Source organism: Coleofasciculus sp. A1-SPW-01 (genome assembly GCF_040217205.1).
Taxonomy (GTDB): Bacteria; Cyanobacteriota; Cyanobacteriia; order Cyanobacteriales; family Coleofasciculaceae; genus Coleofasciculus; species Coleofasciculus chthonoplastes_A.
In genome coordinates, this window is record NZ_JAVJNP010000129.1 from 41,973 (window position 1) to 63,239 (window position 21,267).

20 protein-coding genes and 1 pseudogene are annotated in these 21,267 nt (G+C 44.2%); 14 read left to right on the forward strand and 7 right to left on the reverse strand.

The window, feature by feature from the left end; genetic code table 11:
- Positions 1–17 precede the first annotated feature (17 nt).
- The gene (locus RH949_RS20270) at positions 18–722 is read left to right on the forward strand and encodes an esterase/lipase family protein (RefSeq protein ID WP_006098925.1); all 705 of its coding nucleotides are present in this window, start codon (positions 18–20) and stop codon (positions 720–722) included.
- Between the two features lie 226 nt (positions 723–948).
- Here the strand turns inward: RH949_RS20270 and RH949_RS20275 are convergent, their stop codons facing one another.
- Entirely contained in the window at positions 949–2,910 is a 1,962-nt protein-coding gene (locus RH949_RS20275) for a cation:proton antiporter (protein WP_446355673.1), read from the reverse strand.
- A gap of 395 nt (positions 2,911–3,305) precedes the next feature.
- Here RH949_RS20275 and RH949_RS20280 point away from each other — a divergent pair, with 395 nt between their 5' ends.
- Positions 3,306–4,637, forward strand: a complete 1,332-nt coding sequence (locus RH949_RS20280; RefSeq protein ID WP_446355675.1) for an ArnT family glycosyltransferase — start codon at positions 3,306–3,308, stop codon at positions 4,635–4,637.
- A gap of 214 nt (positions 4,638–4,851) precedes the next feature.
- Here RH949_RS20280 and RH949_RS20285 read toward each other — a convergent pair whose 3' ends face one another.
- A complete protein-coding gene (locus RH949_RS20285; protein ID WP_446355677.1) occupies positions 4,852–5,256 on the reverse strand; it encodes an AbrB family transcriptional regulator in 405 nt (134 codons plus the stop codon).
- A 460-nt stretch (positions 5,257–5,716) separates the two neighbouring features.
- Here RH949_RS20285 and RH949_RS20290 point away from each other — a divergent pair, with 460 nt between their 5' ends.
- From RH949_RS20290 to RH949_RS20325, 8 genes and pseudogenes are all read left to right on the forward strand, one after another.
- Positions 5,717–6,160, forward strand: a complete 444-nt coding sequence (locus tag RH949_RS20290; protein ID WP_006099125.1) for an Rrf2 family transcriptional regulator — start codon at positions 5,717–5,719, stop codon at positions 6,158–6,160.
- Positions 6,161–6,187: 27 nt separating this feature from the next.
- On the forward strand, positions 6,188–6,580 hold the full coding sequence (locus RH949_RS20295; protein ID WP_006099053.1) for a GFA family protein: 393 nt from the start codon (positions 6,188–6,190) through the stop codon (positions 6,578–6,580).
- The gene (gene cbiB, locus RH949_RS20300; protein ID WP_044205207.1) at positions 6,573–7,583 is read left to right on the forward strand and encodes an adenosylcobinamide-phosphate synthase CbiB; all 1,011 of its coding nucleotides are present in this window, start codon (positions 6,573–6,575) and stop codon (positions 7,581–7,583) included. The genes RH949_RS20295 and cbiB overlap by 8 nt, the downstream gene beginning before the upstream one ends.
- Positions 7,584–7,773: 190 nt before the next feature.
- Entirely contained in the window at positions 7,774–8,313 is a 540-nt protein-coding gene (gene pyrR, locus RH949_RS20305; protein ID WP_006098953.1) for a bifunctional pyr operon transcriptional regulator/uracil phosphoribosyltransferase PyrR, read from the forward strand.
- Between the two features lie 67 nt (positions 8,314–8,380).
- Positions 8,381–9,409 (forward strand): type 2 isopentenyl-diphosphate Delta-isomerase, encoded by a 1,029-nt coding sequence (gene fni / locus RH949_RS20310; protein ID WP_446355681.1) that lies wholly within the window; start codon positions 8,381–8,383, stop codon positions 9,407–9,409.
- A gap of 412 nt (positions 9,410–9,821) precedes the next feature.
- Positions 9,822–11,636: a signal peptide peptidase SppA gene (gene sppA / locus RH949_RS20315; RefSeq protein ID WP_446355683.1), complete on the forward strand. Its 1,815-nt coding sequence runs from the start codon at positions 9,822–9,824 to the stop codon at positions 11,634–11,636.
- 88 nt (positions 11,637–11,724) lie between these two features.
- Positions 11,725–12,129: a hypothetical protein gene (locus tag RH949_RS20320; RefSeq protein WP_006098790.1), complete on the forward strand. Its 405-nt coding sequence runs from the start codon at positions 11,725–11,727 to the stop codon at positions 12,127–12,129.
- Positions 12,126–12,557: pseudogene (locus tag RH949_RS20325) on the forward strand (HNH endonuclease). Before RH949_RS20320 ends, RH949_RS20325 begins: the two are co-directional and overlap by 4 nt.
- Positions 12,558–12,926: 369 nt before the next feature.
- Here the strand turns inward: RH949_RS20325 and RH949_RS20330 are convergent.
- Complete coding sequence (locus tag RH949_RS20330) at positions 12,927–13,463, reverse strand: helix-turn-helix transcriptional regulator (protein WP_446355685.1); 537 nt, start codon at positions 13,461–13,463, stop codon at positions 12,927–12,929.
- 187 nt (positions 13,464–13,650) lie between these two features.
- Here RH949_RS20330 and RH949_RS20335 point away from each other — a divergent pair, with 187 nt between their 5' ends.
- The 4 genes from RH949_RS20335 to RH949_RS20350 are packed head-to-tail and all read left to right on the forward strand — an operon-like array spanning position 13,651 to position 15,611.
- Positions 13,651–14,001, forward strand: a complete 351-nt coding sequence (locus RH949_RS20335) for a hypothetical protein (protein ID WP_446355687.1) — start codon at positions 13,651–13,653, stop codon at positions 13,999–14,001.
- A 42-nt stretch (positions 14,002–14,043) separates the two neighbouring features.
- Entirely contained in the window at positions 14,044–14,556 is a 513-nt protein-coding gene (locus RH949_RS20340; RefSeq protein WP_446355689.1) for a hypothetical protein, read from the forward strand.
- Between the two features lie 15 nt (positions 14,557–14,571).
- A complete protein-coding gene (locus RH949_RS20345) occupies positions 14,572–15,327 on the forward strand; it encodes a hypothetical protein (RefSeq protein ID WP_446355691.1) in 756 nt (251 codons plus the stop codon).
- A 56-nt stretch (positions 15,328–15,383) separates the two neighbouring features.
- A complete protein-coding gene (locus RH949_RS20350) occupies positions 15,384–15,611 on the forward strand; it encodes a hypothetical protein (protein ID WP_446355693.1) in 228 nt (75 codons plus the stop codon).
- Positions 15,612–15,812: 201 nt separating this feature from the next.
- Here the strand turns inward: RH949_RS20350 and RH949_RS20355 are convergent, their stop codons facing one another.
- From RH949_RS20355 to RH949_RS20370, 4 genes are all read right to left on the reverse strand, one after another.
- Positions 15,813–16,739, reverse strand: coding sequence for an alpha/beta fold hydrolase (locus RH949_RS20355; protein WP_446355695.1), 927 nt, complete (start codon positions 16,737–16,739; stop codon positions 15,813–15,815).
- A 479-nt stretch (positions 16,740–17,218) separates the two neighbouring features.
- A complete protein-coding gene (locus tag RH949_RS20360; protein ID WP_044205214.1) occupies positions 17,219–17,881 on the reverse strand; it encodes a GDYXXLXY domain-containing protein in 663 nt (220 codons plus the stop codon).
- 93 nt (positions 17,882–17,974) lie between these two features.
- Positions 17,975–19,336, reverse strand: a complete 1,362-nt coding sequence (locus RH949_RS20365; RefSeq protein ID WP_006098941.1) for a DUF2157 domain-containing protein — start codon at positions 19,334–19,336, stop codon at positions 17,975–17,977.
- Positions 19,337–20,029: 693 nt separating this feature from the next.
- Positions 20,030–21,151, reverse strand: coding sequence for an amidohydrolase family protein (locus tag RH949_RS20370; RefSeq protein WP_006099054.1), 1,122 nt, complete (start codon positions 21,149–21,151; stop codon positions 20,030–20,032).
- Between the last annotated feature and the right edge of the window lie 116 nt (positions 21,152–21,267).

Consider the following 21,267-nt stretch of genomic DNA (forward strand, 5'->3'; position numbering starts at 1 on the left):
AAGCTTTACAATCCAAAATGCCACTACCGACTGTTATTCTACCGGGTTTTTTTGCCGGGGCAACTGAATATCGAGGATTAGAAACCGCGTTAAATCAATTCGGGTTTCCCACCGTTACTGTACCGCTACGACAAGGCGATTGGATTCCCACCATAGGCGGTCGCTCAGTTGTACCAATTTTACGCCAACTCGACCAAACCGTGAAACAGGTTATGGCAGATTACAACGCCAATCAGGTTAATCTGATTGGTCATTCCGCCGGAGGCTGGATTGCCCGAATCTACCTGGGCGAAAAACCCTACGATATTCATGGCAATGTAACATCCTCAGTCCCCGGATTTTGGAATGCTCATCCTGCTATTGCCACATTGGTAACATTAGGGACACCTCATACTAGCCAAGAGCGCTGGACAAAACGCAATCTGGATTTTGTGGCAATCAACTATCCGGGAGCGTTTTATCCCCAGGTTAAATATATCTGTGTCGCGGGTAAAGCTATCTATGGTCAACGGCGCTTGGGTCAATGGTTAGCCTATAACAGTTATCAGCAAACCTGTGGAGTCGGCAATTGTTGGGGAGATGGGATTACTCCCATTGAAGCAGCTCATTTAGAGGGGGCGGTGAATCTCACCTTAGAAGGAGTGCTGCATTCACCGCGAAGACAGGGACTTTGGTATGGTTCGCCAGAACCAATGAAATCGTGGGTTCCCTATTTAAGGTAAAAATCTTAGGGGCGAAAGGCTTGCGCCCTTTATTCAGTGAGCGATTCCTCTGAATCATTAGACAGTATTGAAATGTTATCGCTACCCCCACTAAGGAAGCGTCTAAACCATTGGTGTCAACTTAAGCTCAACCCCTCACCCCCAGCCCCTCTCCCACGCCGGGGAGAGGGGAGCAAGAGCATCCGATCCCCCTTCTCCCCACGGTGGGAGAAGGGTCAAAACTGTTTCATCCTTCAACCTTCGCCTCTTTTTCACCCTTCGGTTTATTGGCAATTTCTTTCACCGCTTTCTCTTCCACAGGCTCAGAAATCGGAATCTCCTCAACCTCTGGCAACTTTTCTACCGCCAGCCGAGAGGACGAACTGCCACCGGATAAGCGTTTCAAGAGTTTAGGTCTGGGATCATGCAGCAGATAAATAATTTGATCGTCAGCCTGCCAAGTTTCATTCGCGCTAGCTACTTGTAAAGTCCCTTGGCGTTCGATTAATAAGGGAACCAGTTCCCCCGCCCGAATCAACGCTTGTAAATGCGCTCGCTGAAAGGCTAATCCCGACTCTTTTAACGTGGTTGTACCTAACTTGACTTGCCCCTCGACAATATATTTGTTCCACGTCTTAATCGGTAGTTGAGAAACAAAGGCTTGATTGACTTTTGTTTTATTATTCGTCGTATTGGCTTGGGGATCACGCGGAAATACGGCAACCACTCGTGGCGGCGCAAACTCTTCCACGGCGCGTTGGGCTAAGACTAGGTTCACTTCCCCATTATTGGTCATTGCCAGAAATGTACCCACTGATTCAATCCCAGCTTCTTCTAAAACCTCAACATCTAAACCACTGCTTTGGAACACCCGCAGATTTTCCTCCTCGGCTTTTTGGCAGGCTTCGGGATCAGTGTCGATGAGGACAACCTCTTCTTCCTGTTCTTGAAACAAACGCGCAATCAGACGACTCAAAGGATTACAGCCCACAATCACCGCACCCGTTGCCTTTTCCTGGGGATTCAGTTGTAGCCATTGGGCAACCCAACGCGCCGTTAACCCTTGTAAAAATACCGTCAGCATAATCGTTAGGAAGACCAGGGCTTTAATCGAGTCTCCCCCATTAATCCCGCGTTCGGTGAGAAGAATCGCAAATAAGGAGGCGACGGAAGCACTGACAATTCCTTTGGGCGCAATCCAGGATAAAAAGATTTTTTGTCGCCAATTTAAGCCGCTATTCCAGGTACATAAGCTGACACTCACCGGGCGCACTAGGGTCATTAATGCCAAAACCGTGAATACACTGCCCCACCCTAAAGCAAACACACTGTCAATGGACAAATCGGCGGAGAGGAGAACGAAGAGTACGGAAACCCCCAGCACTGTTAATTGTCCTTTAAACCGTCGCAACAGGCGCTCTTCTGGTAGAGAAGACGCACCGACAACGATTCCGGCGACGACGGTTGCCATTAATCCGGATTCGGAGCGAATCGTTTGTGCCAAGCCAAATAAGCCTAACATCCCGGCTAACACCACCAGGTTTTTCAGGTCTTCTGAAAGAAAATCGGCTCGTTTGAGAAATAAACCCAGCAGCCAGCCACCGATACCACCAATCACACCACCAATACCCAGGCGTAACCCTAGACCGACAATTGCAGCCGAGGCTCCTGCATCGCTGTTGAGAATGGTATCGAGGACAACAACGGATAGAATCGCCCCCACGGGGTCAATTAATACCCCTTCTCCTTCTAAAAGGGCGGCAACTCGTCGATCAACTTTTACTTGTTTAAGCAGTGGACCAATAACCGTCGGACCGGTCACAACTACGAGAGCCGCATAGAGAAAGGCAATCGACCAGGGAAATTCTCCTAACCAATGGGCAGCCATCCCACCGCCTAGCAGTGTAATCAGCGTTCCCAGGGTGACGAGGTTTCTCAGAGAACCTGATACTTTGCCTAAATCGCGCAGGTTGAGGTTAAGTCCTCCCTCAAAAAGAATTACGGCGACGGATAAGGCAACAATGACTTCTAAACCCACTCCCAGTTCTTGGGGGTGTAATAAACCCAAACCATCGGAGCCGAGGGAAACACCGAAGATGAGCAGAAAGACGATGCTGGGGACTTTTAGGTACTCGGCAATCACCTGAGCGCTGATTCCAGCACAGACAGCGATGACCATTTGTAGGGTTAATTCAAAAGATCCTTCCATAGGTATGCTTGTCGCAGGTGATCGACTGAGGTCTAGATGCCTGATGATTGGCTCTATTTAACAAAATGAGCAAGTTGAGTTGATAAAGCCTAACTATATTACTGTGAATAAGCGGCAGGAGTGATTCGGTTAACCCGTCGGGTGTGACGCTAACGTTGATCCTAACGCGGCTACGTCTATCTATCTATAGCACTACGCACTCTAGTTATTCCTAAAGTTACGCTGATCGGGGTAGTCAGAGTTTTTTATTTTTAACTGAAAAGTCATAATTGAAAAGTCACCGTTTGATTAGGTCGCGCCACGGGTTGAGTCACGGTGAAGGCAATGGCAACCTGTTGGATGGCAGCAAGGTGAACGACTGGCGACCAGCAGCACTCTAACTTGTTCGTTTAAAGATGAATCGTCAAACATTTATTTCGGGACGCTCAGAGAGTCGAATTCGCAAAACTCAACGTTGGATTGAGCGGATGTGGATGTTCGGCTTACTCTTAGCCGCTTTGCTCTTATTTTGCCTAAATCTGGATAGCCCACCTCTCTTAAATGGGGGTGAACAAACGATCAATCAGGTCGCTGGTGAATTAACTACCACGCCTTTGGCATCTTGGCAATGGTTTTATCCAACGTTTGGGGACAAATCCTATGTTGAAGATCCACCCTTACTGTATTGGCTAATTGCTTTGGCTTATAAGACAGGGAATGATAATACCTTGATCACACGCTTACCGACTGCCCTTCTGAGCGCTCTGTCTGTTCCCCTTTTCTATGGAATCGGTCGAGAAATTTTCCCATCTCGTCAAAATGCGCTTTTTTCGAGCTTCATTTATTTAACTGTATTACCTGTGGTGCAGTATGGACGTCTCGCGATCGCGGATAGTGCGGTGTTATGCTTTGTCATGCTAATGATGGTGTGTCTGTTGCGATCGCGTCGTGATTTGCGTTGGTCATTGGTAGCCGGTATTGGATTCGCTTTAATTTGTCTGACTCAGGGAATTGGATTCGGATTGCTTTTGCTGGCAATCGGTTTGATTTTTATTGCCTGGGATACGCCGAGACTGCTCAGATCTGGCTATTGGTGGTTGGGTTGGATATTAGGTATCATCCCCGGATTGGTTTGGTATACTCTACCCTGGCTTGAGGGTCAAGCATTTCTCACTGCCAATCTGATCCAAGAATCATTACAACCCTTTTGGCATTCTGTCAAGATTCCCAGGACTCTTACTGGCTATTACGATTACCTATTGGAGTTCTTAAAATTCTCGGTTCCCTGGTTACTCTTTGCGTCTTATGGATTAGGGTTGGCGTGGACTCATCGCAATTGGGGTTGGGCAAAATTCGTATTGGTTTGGACGGGTGTTTATGGAGGAGCCGTTTGTCTAATTGGGTCTCCCTTATCGGCGTATAGTTTACCAATTTATCCCGCTTTAGCCCTAGCGGGTGGCGCTCAACTTGCCGCCGTGTGGAATTCGCCCCGCTCTCAATCCTATCCGCGTTTCTGGGTTTTTGGATTGAGTCTCATGTCTTTAGGGGCAATCGCCGCTACTGTTTATTTCCTACTAGAAGCCTCTGGAAAGCTTTTACCTGTCGTTTCTAGCTCCGTCGCCCTAACCTTCGCGATCGCGGCTATCCTCGTGGCTCGACGCGACATACAATTTATTTTCATTTTGTTTTGGGGAATGTATGTGTCTCTGGTATTGTTGATGACTTCTCCCCATTGGATTGTATCTTAGCCATTTCAATGAATAGCACGATATATCCCCCGCTAAATCTTCTGGATTATAACGGGGGTCTTTTTTGCCAACTCCAATAAAAATCCTATCGCCCAACCATCAGGTTGGAACGCGGACTTATCCGTTGTTGCTACTATGACTCAAGCCAATTGAAATGCTGGTAAACAGTCAGCCTCTTTAGGCGTTTAGCTTTTCCTTAGCCATCGCCTGAGTCTTACGCATCAATTTCCTCTTCTGCGCCAAGTTGCTTGAGATGAATGTGCTTACGACCTAAGGTGATTTCAAATTCATCCCCAGGTTGTAAACCCATCTGTTTCGTATAAGCAGAACCAATAAGCAGATTACCGTTAGATTGCACAGAGATGCGATAGCTCGCACTCCTACCCCCGCGTCCATTGCCATTGGCTTTGCTATCTAATTCAATACCCTCAGCGTCAATCAGCGCATTCAGGAATTTCATCATATTAACGCGCTCTACATCGTTTTTAGTTACGGTGTAGTAGCCACAGGCTCTAGCTTTTTCTTCTTTGCTGAGGTTACCTAGCTCTCTAACTTTCTCAAGCAGTGCTTGACCCTCTAAGGGTTCCATCTTGGACTCCATTTTTTTCTTTTTAGCCATCAACTTGAATCTAAACCTAAACAGTGAGGTCTCAGGTAGCGATTTCGCTATACTGATACATAACCAAGATAACAAAATCTTGGTCTTATATCATCCTCTATAGAACTATATTACACGGATACTGTCAACTTGGTTGCTTATATTTGTTGAATTTATCTTTTTAACAAATCAACCGCCGACTGGAGAACGTGTCAGCAATGGATACGGAGCGATAAGGTGGGGCGTTTCCAGTTGATCGAGTCAGCAACAAAAACCAATGATGTGCAAAACTCAGGATTGATGGGAGGCGTTATCAGGCTTCAGGAAAAACCCACCTGGTTATAGTTGACAGTACAACCATCCGGGGACGTCAATAAAAAAAAACCCGTTCAACTCTTAACCCTGTACAACCCAACCTGAAACTGGCTGAATTAGACTCCAGCTTCAAACCAACTCCAAGCTAGGAGAGATTACAATCCCTATGAAGTTGACAACTCGCGGACATTATAGTGTCAAAGCGCTCCTTGATCTCAGCCTACAGCCCGGTTATGGACCAACATCCGTTAAAATGATTGCCCAGCGCCAAGATCTACCCGCACCCTATTTAGAGAAACTACTGATTGAAATGCGTCGTGCTAATTTAGTGAATTCAGTACGGGGTTCTCAAGGTGGCTATCAATTAGCTCGCGAACCTTCAAAAATTTCTCTGGGTCAGATTTTAGCAGCCGTTGGTGAAACAATCGAACCATTACACCACCACCAGGCAGATGCCACTCAAGCCGAAGACTGGGTAACTTTAACCTTGTGGCATCGACTTCATGAAAAACTCAAAGATGCCCTATATAGCATAACCCTTGCCGATCTTTACTATGATGCTCGAAGTTGGCAAGCGGCTCAAGGCGAACAAACCAGTTTTGTGATTTAATAGAGGCTTTGATCTCGAATGACCATAATGAATCAACTGATTACCTATCAAGGGGGCTGTCACTGTGGTTCTGTCCGTTTCAGTGTGACAGTTGACCAGCACGAGGCAATCGATTGCAATTGTTCAATTTGTCGCAAAAAAGGCTTCATCCACCTAATTGTACCCCCGGAACGGTTTACTCTATTGAGTGGGGCTGAGGTTTTAACAACATATACGTTTAATACCCATACCGCTAAACATACATTCTGCCGTATTTGTGGGATTCACCCCTTTTATCGCCCCCGTTCTCATCCCCAGTCGATTGATGTTAACCTGCGTTGTCTCGATGATGATGTCCTGTCTCGATTTGCCAGAGTGCCGTTTGATGGTGCTAATTGGGAAGATAATATAGATACGCTCAAAGGCAACAAGATTGACTAGAAGTGTCATTGTTTTGTTACTTGCCGCCAGTCTAGATTACTGGATAGGTGATCCTTGGGGTTGGCTTCATCCCGTCCAAGTCATGGGTTGGCTGATTTCTCACTTTAGCCAATGGATAATTCACAATCTTTATCGTCCCTGGGAACGCCGCCTCGCCGGAATTGGATTGGGGTTAGGATTAATTATCGGTAGTGGTATGGCAGGCTGGTTCATCGTGTTGGCAGCAAACTGGCTTCATCCTTGGGTAGGGATTGGGGTTGAAAGTATTCTGCTAGCAAGCTGTTTTGCGGGTCGCAGTTTACGAAACGCGGCTGATGATGTGGTACAACCGCTAACTGATGAAGAGTTAGAGCAAGCGCGTTCTCGTTTGCGTCAATATGTGGGTCGAGATACAGAAAAATTGACAGCACCTGAAATGTTTCGGGCGGTTCTAGAGACTATCGCCGAAAATGCTACGGATGGTGTTACAGCGCCCTTATTTTATGCTATTATTGGCGCGTTTTTTCCGATAGTGGGTAGCTCTCCCTTGGCTTTAGCCTATAAAGCGGCTAGCACTCTCGATTCAATGATTGGTTATCGACGCGAACCTTATACAGATTTAGGGTGGTTCAGTGCTAAACTTGAGGATTACTTAACCTGGCTACCCTGTCGGCTCACGGTAATAACCTTAGCGCTTTTGTCAGGAAAACCTCAAAAAGTGTGGAGTTTATGCTGCCGAGATGCAACCAGCGATCCTAGCCCCAATTCCGGTTGGAGTGAATGCGCTTATGCTGCTATTCTGGGCGTACAACTTGGGGGAACCAACTGGTATCAGGGAGTTGCCAAATATAAACCCCTTTTAGGTGATCCGGTTGAGCCAATTACACCGACCAAAATTGACCAAGGGTTACAGTTGACCCGATACTGCTGTTTGATTTGGCTGGTTATCGCGATCGCAATACTGGAGTCTTCTCATTTATTCCCATCCTTATATATATGGCATCAAAACTCGATTCTCCACTAGCGAAACAAAGGGTCATACCTCAAAACCCCAAACTTAAACAAAGGGCGGGTTTTGCAACCAAATTAGGAAAGGCAATTTATATTAGTCCCTCAACCCGCCCCTACTCCAAACTATATGCCACTCCCTCTAGACAATATCCCTAATTCTCTCCCCTAGTCCTATCCCATCCGCCATCAAACCAGCAACGAGAATGCCAACTCAAACTATTGAAATTCTCTCCCCTGAAGAACTGCGCCGCACTGTCACTCGTTTGGCATCTGAGGTGATTGAACGCGCCGGAGATGTGTCTAAACTTGTGCTTTTAGGCATTTATACTCGCGGAGTTCCCCTCGCCAAGCTGCTAGGACGGCAAATTGAAATGTTAGAACAGGAATCAGTAGCCGTGGGCGCGATTGATATTACCTTCTACCGCGATGATTTGGATCAGATTGGCGTCCGTACTCCAGCGAAAACCGAGATTTCCTGTGATCTTTCGGGCAAAATTGTGGTATTGGTCGATGATGTTATCTTTAGTGGGCGCACGATTCGCGCTGCTTTAAATGCGGTGAATGAATACGGTAGACCCCAGGTGATTCAGTTATTAGTTCTGGTCGATCGCGGACATCGTGAGTTACCGATATGTCCCGACTTTACAGGCAAACAGCTACCCACCTCTAGAGACGAACAAGTTAAAGTTTACCTGCAAGATTTTGATGGACGAGATGCTGTGGAGTTAATCAAAGTCTTTTAGTATATCGTTGGCTGAACCCTGCTGCAAACTCTCCTACCCTCCCACCCTGTTCTCATTTTCCAGCACGATGACAGAAACCCAAACGCGCAAAGCCGATCACATCAGAATTTGTCTCAATGAAGATGTGCAGTTTAATCAAATCACCAATGGATTAGAACGCTATCGGTTTACCCACTGTTGTTTACCGGAAATCAACCGCGATGAAATTGATATCTCTACCGGGTTTCTGGGTAAAACCTTAGGCGCACCCTTACTCATATCCTCTATGACTGGAGGAACCCAACAGGCGCAAACGATTAATTTTCGCCTTGCTGAAGTCGCCCAAACGTATCAATTAGCCATGGGTGTGGGTTCCCAGCGAGTCGCGGTGGAGAATCCTCAAGTGGCGGATACCTTTGCCGTGCGATCGCTTGCACCGGATATCTTGTTATTGGCGAATTTGGGTGCGGTTCAACTGAACTACAGTTACGGCTTGGATGAATGCTTGCGCGTGGTGGAACTGTTAGCCGCCGATGCCTTAATTTTGCACCTCAATCCTTTACAGGAATGTATTCAAACGAACGGAGATACAAATTTTCGCGGTTTACTTGACAAAATACACAAATTGTGCTACAAGTTGCCTGTACCTGTGATTGCCAAAGAAGTCGGCAATGGCATCTCAGCCGCCATGACACAGAAACTACTTGACGCAGGTGTTAGCGCCATTGATGTCGCGGGTGCTGGGGGAACGTCTTGGGCAAAAGTTGAAAGTGAACGGGCATTAAATCTCAAGCAACGTCGCTTAGGACAAACCTTTGCCGACTGGGGATTACCCACAGCCGATTGTATCACCAGTATTCGAGACATTGCCCCGGATGTTCCCCTAATCGCTTCCGGTGGATTACGCAATGGGTTAGAGGTTGCCAAAGCGATCGCGCTGGGTGCAGATTTAGCCGGATTAGCCTTTCCCTTTCTCCAAGCCGCATCAGAGTCTACAGAGGCGGTGGATGAACTCGTAGAGTTATTAATCGCGGAAATAACCACGGTACTCTTTTGTACAGGAAATGCCAATCTGTCTCAATTTAAACAATCGGACGCCTTGCAAAAGCTAAGATGAATGTTTGTAGTAGGCACGAAGCGTGCCTACTACAAACTCTCAATTCAGTGACATTCAAGTTAGGATGAATGTTGCTGATTTAAGCCTTTTTGGATCACCGTAACCCTTGATATACCGTAGGGTGGGTTGAGCGAAGTCGAAACCCACCAGCCTTAATTCATTACCATTCAAGTTAGTATAGAAGCAGTTGTGCGTCAGGATAGCTATAGTTTCCTAGTCTGACACTCAGCGCTGGTTAAAACAAGTCCATACAGGAAAGCCTATAACGGAGCAACCCATTAATCAACTCAATCCACGAACTAGGAAACTTGACTCTCTGTTCAACTCTTATCATAAATCCATTGGAAACGCTTCAGACAACAACTAAACATAAACAACAGATAACGAATAACTCATAACGGATAACCCGAAAATGCGTAAATTTATTACACAAACTCTTGCCAGTATGTTGGGTAGCCTACTTGGTTTTACCTTATTTTTCGGTATTGGCACTGTTGGACTGGTTAGTTTAATTATCACCGCCGCATCCAGAGATACTGGACCCCAAGTTAAAGATAAATCGGTACTGGTTTTTGACTTATCCTTAACCGTTCGGGATACCGATCCCACATCCAGCACCAGTCGAGCGATTGAAGAAGCACTATCTGGAGAAGAAACCGACACGATTACATTACGCACCGTTGTCGATACCTTAAATGCAGCAGCTGAGGATTCCCGGATTGTTGCCCTGTACCTCGATGGATCACAGACAAGCACCAGTAGTGGTACCGGATTTGCCACGCTGAAAGAAGTGCGAGAAGCATTAGAACGGTTCAAAGAAAGCGGCAAGAAAATTATCGCCTACGATGTCGATTCTGGGGAGGGAGAATATTATCTGAGTTCAATCGCAGATACAATTGTCCTCAATCCCATGGGTAGCCTGGAAATGAATGGTTTTAGTTCTCAACCCATGTTTTTCACCGGGGCTTTAGAAAAATTTGGCATTGGGATTCAGGTGATTCGGGTAGGCAAATATAAGTCAGCGGTGGAACCCTTTGTTCTGACCGAATTGAGTCCAGAAAACCGACAGCAGATGCAAGCGTTACTCGAAGATCTGTGGACAGAATTTCGGACAACGGTGGGGAAAAGCCGTCAAGTAACGCCCCAAGAAATACAAGCGATCGCGGATAATCAAGGTATTGTCTTAGCCTCGGATGCGATCGGACGCCGCTTAGTCGATAAAGTGGGCTATTACGATGAAGTTATTGCCCAACTTCAGGAACTCACGGGTGAAAGTGAAACAGAGAAATCCTTTCGTCAGGTTCACCTGTCCACCTATGCTGATATCGCCGATAAACCTGAACATCAACGCGCTTCTAAAAATAAAATTGCTGTCCTTTATGCCAGTGGTGAAATTGTTGATGGTGAAGGAAGTGTCCAAGAGGTGGGAGGGGAATCCTTTGCCGCACAAATGCGAAAATTGCGCCTTGATGATTCAGTAAAAGCTGTTGTCTTACGAGTGAATAGTCCGGGAGGTAGTGCTACCGCATCTGAGATTATTCAACGGGAAGTCAAACTTACTCGCGACTCCAAACCTGTCATTATTTCCATGGGAGATGTAGCTGCATCTGGGGGATATTGGATTTCCACCTATGGTAACCGGATTTTTGCCGAACCCAATACTGTAACGGGTTCAATTGGCGTGTTTGGATTATTGATGAATGTCCAGCAAATTGCCAACGAGAATGGAATTACGTGGGATGTCGTGAAAACGGGACGTTTTGCGGATACCCAAACCGTTTCTCGTCCCAAAACCACTCAAGAGTTAGCCCTGATTCAAAAAATAGTTGACCAAGTTTACTCTAAATTCTTGGACAAAGTGGCTGAGTCCCGTAAGTTACCCAAAGATAAAGTTGCTCAAATTGCTCAAGGGCGAGTGTGGTCAGGTATTGATGCGAAACAGTTGGGATTAGTCGATGAAATTGGTGGACTCGATGATGCAATTGAGTATGCGGTTAAAGAGGCAAATTTAGGTGAGGATTGGAAATTAGAAGAATATCCTCGTTTCCAAACCTTGGAAGAGCGTTTGATTGAAGAGTTTGTCGGGAATGATAGTAATACTACGCGACAGCCTGATCCCTTAATGGCAGAGTTCATGAAATTGAAAGAGGATTTGGCAATGTTACAGGCGCTGAATGATCCGAAAGGGATTTATGCGCGTCTACCGTTTAATTGGCGGTTCGATTGAGGAAAGTAGGCGATAAAATCGCTACACAAACTAAGTCCGCCTGCGCGGACTGGATTATAAAAGGAGTCGTTAAGTAAACGGAATAACTATGACAACTCAAATTACCATAACTTTGTCAGATGACATATACCAAAAAGCTGAATATTTTGCCCAAATGACTAACCGCAATGTGGCTGATGTCTTGGCGCAAGTCATTGACCTTTCTTTCTCTCCGCTTACGCCCAAAGCGGCATGGACTGAGAATAGAGAAAGTTTATCAGTTGCTACGCTTTCTAATCAGGAGGTTATCGCTTTAACTGAATCGCAGATGACACCTGAACAAGACCAACGCTTAAGCGAATTGCTCTATAATCAACAGGCGGGAACGCTGACAGATGCTGAACGTTCTCAACTGTGGGCTTTGATGCAAGTTTATCAAGAGAAACTATTACTTAAAGCTCAGGCATTACGTGAGGCAGTTCAGCGAGGCTTGCGAGAACCTTTAAATACATGAACACAGGCTGGATATCTGAAACAGTGCGGGACAAAATTCGCACCCAAGCTGGTAATTAATGCGGTTACTGTCGTAGTTTACAGAAATATGTTTTGGGAGTTTTGGAAATTGAACATATTATTCCTAAAGCAAAAGGAGGTACAGATGAGGAAGATAATTTATGGTTAGCTTGTCGTCTATGTAACAGTTATAAGGGGATACAAAGCGATGCAGAAGACCCACTAACTGGTAAAAGAGTGAAGCTATTTAATCCGAGAAAGCAAAAATGGTCAAGACATTTTGCATGGAGCGAGGATGGCACTCAAATTCTGGGACGTACTGCCTGCGGTCGAGCCACCGTTATAGCCCTACAACTGAACAATATCGTATCAGTTACAGTTAGACAACAATGGGTCATAGCCGGTTGGCATCCTCCCACATCAAACTGAGTTTAACCCAACATGATAATATACAGCAGTTTGCTCTGCTATGCGGTACCTTGTCGATCCCCCTAAATCCCCCTTAAAAAGGGGGACTTTGATCTACTGTACTTTATTACAGCGCTTTGCGCTGTAAGATCTCCCCCACCTCAAATATCACTGGTAAGAACTAACAGCCGAATCCATCACCTGTGGTGAGAAATCTCATGCAACTAAAGGCGGAAAAAAGCACATTATATTCAGAAAATCTGTAGGGTGCGTTAGCGTAGCGTAACGCACCATTGCCACTATGATATGAGTATTGCTAAAACAACAAATGAATTGATACTTATTGCAGAAGTATCTTTAGATACAGAACATCAATGCCAAATCATTTATCTACCCATTTGAATTTTTAGAAATATTTTCGTTAAAAGTATTTTTCAAGTCCAAAGCCTGCTCCATATTAGTCAAAGAATCATCGTTTAAACTTTCTGCAGAGGATGTGGTCGGTATGCGTAGATTAAAAGCGATTACTATTTGATTATTCTCCATACTAATATTACTGATATTAACTACGCTCTTTTCCGGCAACAAATCACTGACAGCTAAGTCAGCAGGTGACTGAACTTTATAGCCAGCCTCCTCAAGCCATTCTGTAACATTTCTCCAATTTTCTATTTTTTTATTACATTTGTTGACCAAGCTTTTAACATATCGATACAAAGTGGCACAGAGATCGGTTTCCACTCCCTTAACATTCTTACCAAGCTTCTCTGCTATTTCCGTCGGACTATAACCGCAAAGCAAACCCCGCAAATGTAACTTCTCAACGGGTGTCAGACGCTTGCCTTTAGCCGACGCGAGGTCTGTATACAGTGTTTCCAAGTCCCAGTGGTTTGACGCCTGGTTAAACTGCTCATCTGTGGATGCCATAGTAGAAGCCCTCTAAATTCCTGATGTAATCCTAGCGTAATTACTGACGTTTATCAGTTAATTACTAAGTATAAGTAGTTTATAGTAAGTAAAAACGCCTAATTTCTTGGGTTAAACAGTAATTATACTCAGAGTTCTCAAGAAAAACTAAGCGATCGCTAGCCAATAGCAACTAGGAGATAGGAGTATGTCAGTTTTCGACCAGCGTGGTCAAAAGGTAACTTATCAGTACAACGCTGCTGGCAACATAAACTTAAGTGCTGTTGAAAACCGCGCTGATCTTGTTTGTGAATTAGAGAAGATTAAGGATGAGGTAGCAAAAGCAAGAGATGCCGAGGTTATCGATGCTGAACTAGCTACAGATGTCAATTACCACATTACGAAGGTTGTTCAGCAAGCCAACAAGCCTGAACCCAGTAAAACCACTATATTGAACCATATCAATACGGCAAAGAATCTGATACAGGGAGTAGCTGGAGCGGGTGGTCTTGTCACAGCTTTAATGAAAGTTGCTGAACTGGTTCAAACCTTCTTCTAAGAAGCAAACAATCTTTTTGTAACTAGATTGTGGCTAAGGATTATGACAAACTATGACCAGCGAAATCAGTGGGTTGATACGCAGTTTAACCTAAATATTCAAAGCCCTTCTGAGCCTGATCCAACGATGCTGTTGAATCGGGGGATTGAGTTGCTGGAAGCAAACGCCTATCAGGAGGCGATCAAGGCGCTTAGATCTGCTATTGAAACAGGTCATGCAAGCAGTGATGCCTACTATTACCTAGCAATAGCACTTTTGAAAGGTAAGCGACCAAAGCTTTTAAACCGTAGTGAAGTGGAAGAAATCGATCAACTGCTCAACACCGCGACTGTGATGGGAGACTCAGATGGTACTGTTCTGTGGTTTCGCGCTCTTGTTCGAGATGACTATTTCAATGGTAATGGAATAACTAATTATCCACCACCATCTGTTAATGATATTATCACGACTGCTCTCTCTTGCAACACGAATATAAATAGGTTGATTGCCTTATTACAAAGATTGCCAATGTTTGACAACCCATTGTATGCACTACTTGTTCAAGAGCTTGTTTAAAGGGAGATAATAGCGATGGATGCATTTCAAAATAGTTCAGAAGATGATAAAAGGAAACGAATTAAAAATTATTTTGCCAAGCCTAAGTTAAAGTGGCCCATCATACTGATTGTAATTGGCTTAATTATATCAACACAATCTACCATAGGATTAATTTTGGTGCTGGCGGGAGGATTATGGTTATTTATAGAAGTCAAACCCCTGTTTGATGCGCCGGGTGATCAGACTATTGATGCTTGGTTAATCAATGATATTGAATCTCTTAAAAAACGCTCACTTCAACGTCTCAATATAGATGAATCTGAATTAATCAGAGAGTCTATTTCTATTAGAGGTCCTATTCTATGGGAAACCAATGGGATTGACACTAAAGAGTTAGCTTGCAAGAAGGGTAAAGATGGTCGTATTCGATTTAGTATCAATGCGATTACAGTAGTACATTTAACAGAGCATAGACTTAGTTCTTATCAGTGCCATTATAACTTTATCAGAGGCGTTCCTCTAAATGAACAAGATGATGAATTTCACTACAGAGATGTTGTAGCTGTTTCTACCCGTGATGAATCGACTAACTATACTTTGCCAAACGGAAATTTAATGAAGCAAGCCCAGCTTTTTAAGTTAACTGTATCCAGTGGTGATAGTATTGCAGTGATTGTCAATTCTGGCGATATCATTAAGTATGCAGGTGGCACTGGCACTATTGTTGAAACAGGACTAGATAATGCTATCAAGGCTCTACGTAAGGTTTTGAGCGAGAAAAAGCTTTAAGTTTTATTGATTGTAATTTAAGTTGAACCATAAAATTTATAATCAGGGAGTGACGAATGAAATTATTAGGAATACTTCTCAATATTGTTCTACCTGGAGTAGGCACTTTAATTGTAGGAAAAGTAGTACAAGGAATAATCCAGATCGTACTGGCAATCTTTGCTATTGCACTTTGTTTTACAGTATTTGGAGCTATTATTGGTATTCCAATCTATTTAATTGTATGGATTTGGGCAATTGCCAGTGCCGCAACTGTAGTTGATAGAAACCAAAGGAATCGTTAAATTATATTCAGTAACCTCTCTTTTTTGCCCTGACGATTGGAACTTGCGAAACTATAAAAAAAAATGCCGACACGGACTAAATTATAAAGGGGGTGGCTAACCTGGATTGGTATAATGCAGGGGAGGGCGCAAGCCTTGCGCCCCTACAAAACAATTCATATTTTCTTTGTCTATAAATGGTTTTTTATAACAATCATTAACTTACATCTTTACTGTTAGATTAATCCAATCGGCAACAACTGAGACAAAAGCCGCCGTTGACTCATAAGGTAAAACATTTCGACCCGGAATTTTACACCCCTGACCTTGGGAAAAATGCTTGATATAATACTCTAAACGTTGCTCAGGTGTTTCCAATTTCCCCTCGCGACTGATACTGCTGGCTTCTTCGCCTACTACCACAAATGTCGGTTGCTGAATGGAAGCAATAACCTGTTGATAGTCTTGTCGCCAGAACCCAGATAAGAACGAAAAAACGGCGTGGCGACTAGCGGTATCAGCAGCACCTTTTCTGAGACTGTCTAACCATTGTTCATCAATATCGTCTGGTTCAGCAAATAACTGCTTTGAGGAAAACGAACGTAAAAATTGACGACGACGGGCGTAGCGATAGAATAGACGACCAAACGGCGAATCAAACAGATTCCAGGCAAGTTTGTGCTTCAACGTAGAGGTTTCCTGAGTCATTACAGCCCAAGACGGTGGACCCGATAATACCAATCCTTTGACATAATTGGATGCATCTGGCAACTGGACGAGAGAAAGGGCTACGGGTAATTCTGCACCTTGCACCACCACAATAGCGGGTTTTTTGACAACAGTCTGTAAAAAATAATTTAACTGCTGCGCCCAATCTGTAGGATGATAAGCAACATGGGGCATATCACTGTCACCACATCCGAGTAAGTCAGGATTATAAATGGGTTGAGAATATCCCGCTTGATACCACTGTTGGCAAAAGCGATGCCAAAACCAACGGGATAATCCGACGCCAATCGGATGCATTAACACCAATGGTGTATCGCTAGCCTGATTCGGCTGATAATAGTCGTAAGCACAACGATAATTACGCCAACTGTAAAACTCAGTTGTTGCTGACGGGATGGGAAAGTTTGAAGTAATCGTCATAAATACTCAACAGTCAAAAGCAATAAATTCTGTAGGGGCGGGTTTAGCCATTAAAACGACTTGTCATCAATAAATGAACAACAAAACCCGCCCTAACTTATTGATAACATATCAACAAAACCCGCCCTGATTCAATTGTCGGGGTGTGACACAGTTCGTAGTAAGGGCTTTAGCCTTTGGTTGGGTTGAGCGAAGTCGAAACCCAACCTACAACTCAGTTGTTGCTAACGGGATGGGGAATTTGGAAGTAATCGTCATAAATACTCAACAGTCAAAAGTAATAAATTCTGTAGGGGCGGGTTTAGCCACTAAAAGGACTTGTCATCAATAAATGAACAACAAAACCCGCCCTGATTCAATTGTCGGGGCGTGACACAGTTCGTAGTAAGGGCTTTAGCCTTTGATTGGGTTGAGCGAAGTCGAAACCCAACTGACAACCTCCACTATTAAAGACAAATGACATAAGACGAATGACTCAATCAGAGACGATACTGGCGAATATTTTGTTGATTCGCTTCACCAGTCTGTACCCAAAGACTAATCGGAACGGCATTTCCCCAAGCATCAACTTTAACTTCCATAACAATAGGCGGAATTTGTTGGGTTTGTTCAGGATTGGCAAGTCTTGCTGCCCGCAGATCATCATTAATCTGATTCCGTTCTGCTTCAGGCATAGTATAATTTTCGAGTCCATACTCAATTAATCCCCGTTGGGCAATTCCTCTCAAAACAACCTGATTGTTGTTGAGATTGGTAGGACGTTTGAGACTCAGAGAAATAGGTTCCCATGGTTGTGGTAGTCCAGGCAACCTGAGTGAAATCGGTTCTGCTAAAATTACATAAAAGTGAGTTCCTGGCTTAATAAACATTACGGTGTTGTCATCACTTTGTTGTTTAGGTAAATTGTTCCAACCTGGTAAACCGCGTAATTGCTCTTGACTAGAAATGTCATACCTCATAGTTTGAGAGTAGCCTCGCAATAGATTGTAGGGTTCTAAGGGGGCTGTTTGCAAAATGATAATTTTACCTGCGATATGAGTGTAAATCGCTTGGGCAGGCACAGCCAGGATTAAAGCTGTTTGAAATAACAAAGTGAGCCAAAATCGCCGGAAAGGGATAGAAGGGGTAGTGTTATTTGTCATTTGTCATTCGTTATTTGTCATTCGTCATACTCGAAGAGCGCGAGAAGCAAGCTACGTCATTTGTTATAGACTAGAGACTAGGGAAGAGAAAAATTATTTTGAGTGTTGAGCGCGAATATAGTATTCAAAAGTTACCCCAGCCGCTATAATACCGCAACCGCACAGTAAAAAAACTAGGGATTTGAACAGTAAATCGGTATTGTACTCAACCATCCGACTTAAGACTTGCAACGTTAATAGCACCAACCCTCCCCAGAAAAAACGTCGTTGGGCTTGGGTGATTCCTTTACGGATTATACCGATCGCTAAAACAAGTAACATTAAATTGAACGTTAATACTGCCGCGATATCTAAAGAACCCGTCCTGAGATGCCAATAGGGAATGACGGCGCTAATCACAATCATGAAAGCCACAAAGCTAGTTGTTCGGTTGAACTGACGCCAACGATGCAGCCATTCCCAAATTGTTATGCTGACGAAGATAAACAGATTGACCAAAATATACCACGGTACATGAAAGGCGTTATTGGCAGATGGCATAAAGGAAACATTCCACATCCAATAGAACGATAAGAGGGAAAATAAGAGACTGAGGAAAATAATAGCAAGTGTGCGGGCTGTACTCTCGAAGGACTTAGCATTGGGAAGATACCGTCTCCAGAACCTATCTCTGTACCCCCATAATAATGCTGGGGGAAGGGCGCAAGCGATCGCGCTAACCCAGGCGGGGGCGATTAAAACGTTGAGGCTTAGTAAGTTCACCTCCAATGAATAAATCACCGCGATCGCACCGAGGCGAAATATCCACCGAGAACCACACCAGTAGGCTAAGGGAATAAACATCACACCCGCGACTACGGGCATAAATCGTACCATCAGCCGCAGCCAACCTATCTCTCCAATCGCTAAAAATTCGGGTTGTCCTTGTCCCTGAATATATCCAATTGTGATCAAAAGGGCAGAAAGTATGCCTAAGCCAGTTAGCCGCAAGCTATACGCCATCCCCAAGACACCAACTCCCCAAAGCAGCAGCAATTGGTAAGCGGGTCGATTTTGCTGAAAGAGTTGGGATATCAGCGCCATATTTACCCCCAATATCAGCGCCCCTAGCATCAGCAATATTTGTCCTAAACGGCGTTGTCCTCCTTTAGGACGTTGCCACAAAACAAAGCCTGCTGTATTGAATCCAATAAACAGCAGCAGGAGTAACGCTACTTTCAACTCTCGCGACCAAACTTGCCAGTTGGCGGCGAAAAACGCGATCGCGCCTACGCCTAAAAGGATACTGCCGATCAGTAGCAGAATCGAGACAAATTGGTTACGGGAAGCCGTTTCGAGTTCCCCAAATTGATAGCGTTGGGCAAGTTGTTCATAGACAGAGGGATCAATTAACCCCTCACTTTGCCATTGATGTGCTTCTTGACGCAACTGACGACGAAACTTCTGGGAAGGCATATTAGCATTTTAGTCCGGTTCTACCTCTTAAAATGTTGTAACATTTTGAACATTCAAGTAGCTTGGGTAGAGTCAATTCTATGGAAAGGGCGGGTTTTGTACTCCAGTTAGGGTCAATTATCAATGTTAATCCCTAAACCCGCCCCTACAGATATGATCGCGCTATATTAATTCTAGGGAAAGGGCGGGTTTTGTATTTCAGTTAGGGTCAATTATCAATGTTAATCCCTAAACCCGCCCCTACAGATATGATCTCGCTATATCAATTCTAGGGAAAGGGCGGGTTTTGTATTTCAGTTAGGGTCAATTATCAATGTTAATCCCTAAACCCGCCCCTACAGATATGATCTCGCTATATTAATTCTAGGGAAAGGGCGGGTTTTGTATTTCAGTTAGGGTCAATTATCAATGTTAATCCCTAAACCCGCCCCTACAGATATGATCTCGCTATATTAATTCTAGGGAAAGGGCGGGTTTTGTACTCCAGTTAGGAGCAATTATCAATGTTAATCCCTAAACCCGCCCCTACAGATATGATCTCGCTATATTAATTCTAGGGAAAGGGCGGGTTTTGTACTCCAGTTAGGGTCAATTATCAATGTTAATCCCTAAACCCGCCCCTACAAATACTATCTAAATCTAGGCGAAATAAAAATTAAAATGCAATTTTTATTATGACTCATTAATTATTATTTATGACTTTTCCAAATAAAGTTTTCGGGCATTGTCACAGAGAATCGCATAAGCAACTGATTCAGCTTCCTTTGCTGTCAAATCACCATCATGAATCGCCCCATCTAACACCTGACTTAACACCTCTCGCCCCCATTTTGCGCCCAAATAATACAATTCTGGAATATTGTGAGCATCTGAGGAATACATCAGTTTACTGGTTGGCGTCAGTTCTAACAGTTGCTGAACCGTTCGACGCATTCCAGCATGACTCAAAAACGGAACGGCTAATCCAAAATCTAGATAGACTTGCGGATAAACGGATGCTAAATATCCAGCTTCCTGACTATAGGGATAAGCCGCGTGTAGTAGGACAATGGGGACGTTTTCAAAACGTTTATCTTCAAGGAGCGATCGCAGATACAAGGGATTGCTCAAGCGCAGATCCAAATCCGGGTCACCAAACCCTGTATGAAATTGTATCGGTAACTGGTATTTGCTAGCAATTTCTAGAGCTTGGGTGATTACAAAATCAATAAATGGCTTATCTGATAGGCGTAAGGATTGACTTGACGTTGGCTTGATTTCATAAAATCGTTGTTTAGCAAACTCCTTGGGTGTCCATTGAATATCTAAACCTGTTCGGTAAGCCGCAACACTTTTAAATCCCACAATTCCAGCCGATGGTGGATCAATCTGACTCCGGAATTGTTCCCAAAATGTCTTGAAGTCATCAGTCTCTATAATCAGCTTTTCTGCTAGATATTCCAATCGCAGAATCCGCTGCACAGGAACAAATTGCTGATGCCATTCGAGGGGCATAATATCACCGGGCAAAAAGCCATCATCGAGAAATATTGCCTCAAGGTTAGAGGCATGAAAACATTTCTGTGTGAGTTTTTCTAACCCTAGTTGCCTGCGATGTTCAAGAATTACAGCTTCTGTTGGCTCACAATCCAAAAGTTGAGCAATATCCCGTAAACTGCGACGGTAGAACAGGCTATAACGGGCATGATGATTAATAATATCAGGATGATACCCTTCCGTAAAAGCCGCTGTATAAGGATAACGCTTTGTGGCGGAGGGGTTCAGTAGGTTGTGAGCATGTTGATCGATCGCGGCAATATCCCAGAGGTTGAGCATTATTTGGGGTTAATGTTTAATTTTTCGTGGTCTATTGTGAATTAATTTAGTGTAGTGTCTGATAATTTTACCAGCATTTACCCTAAATAAGTCCGACTACTTAGTAGTGAGCAAGA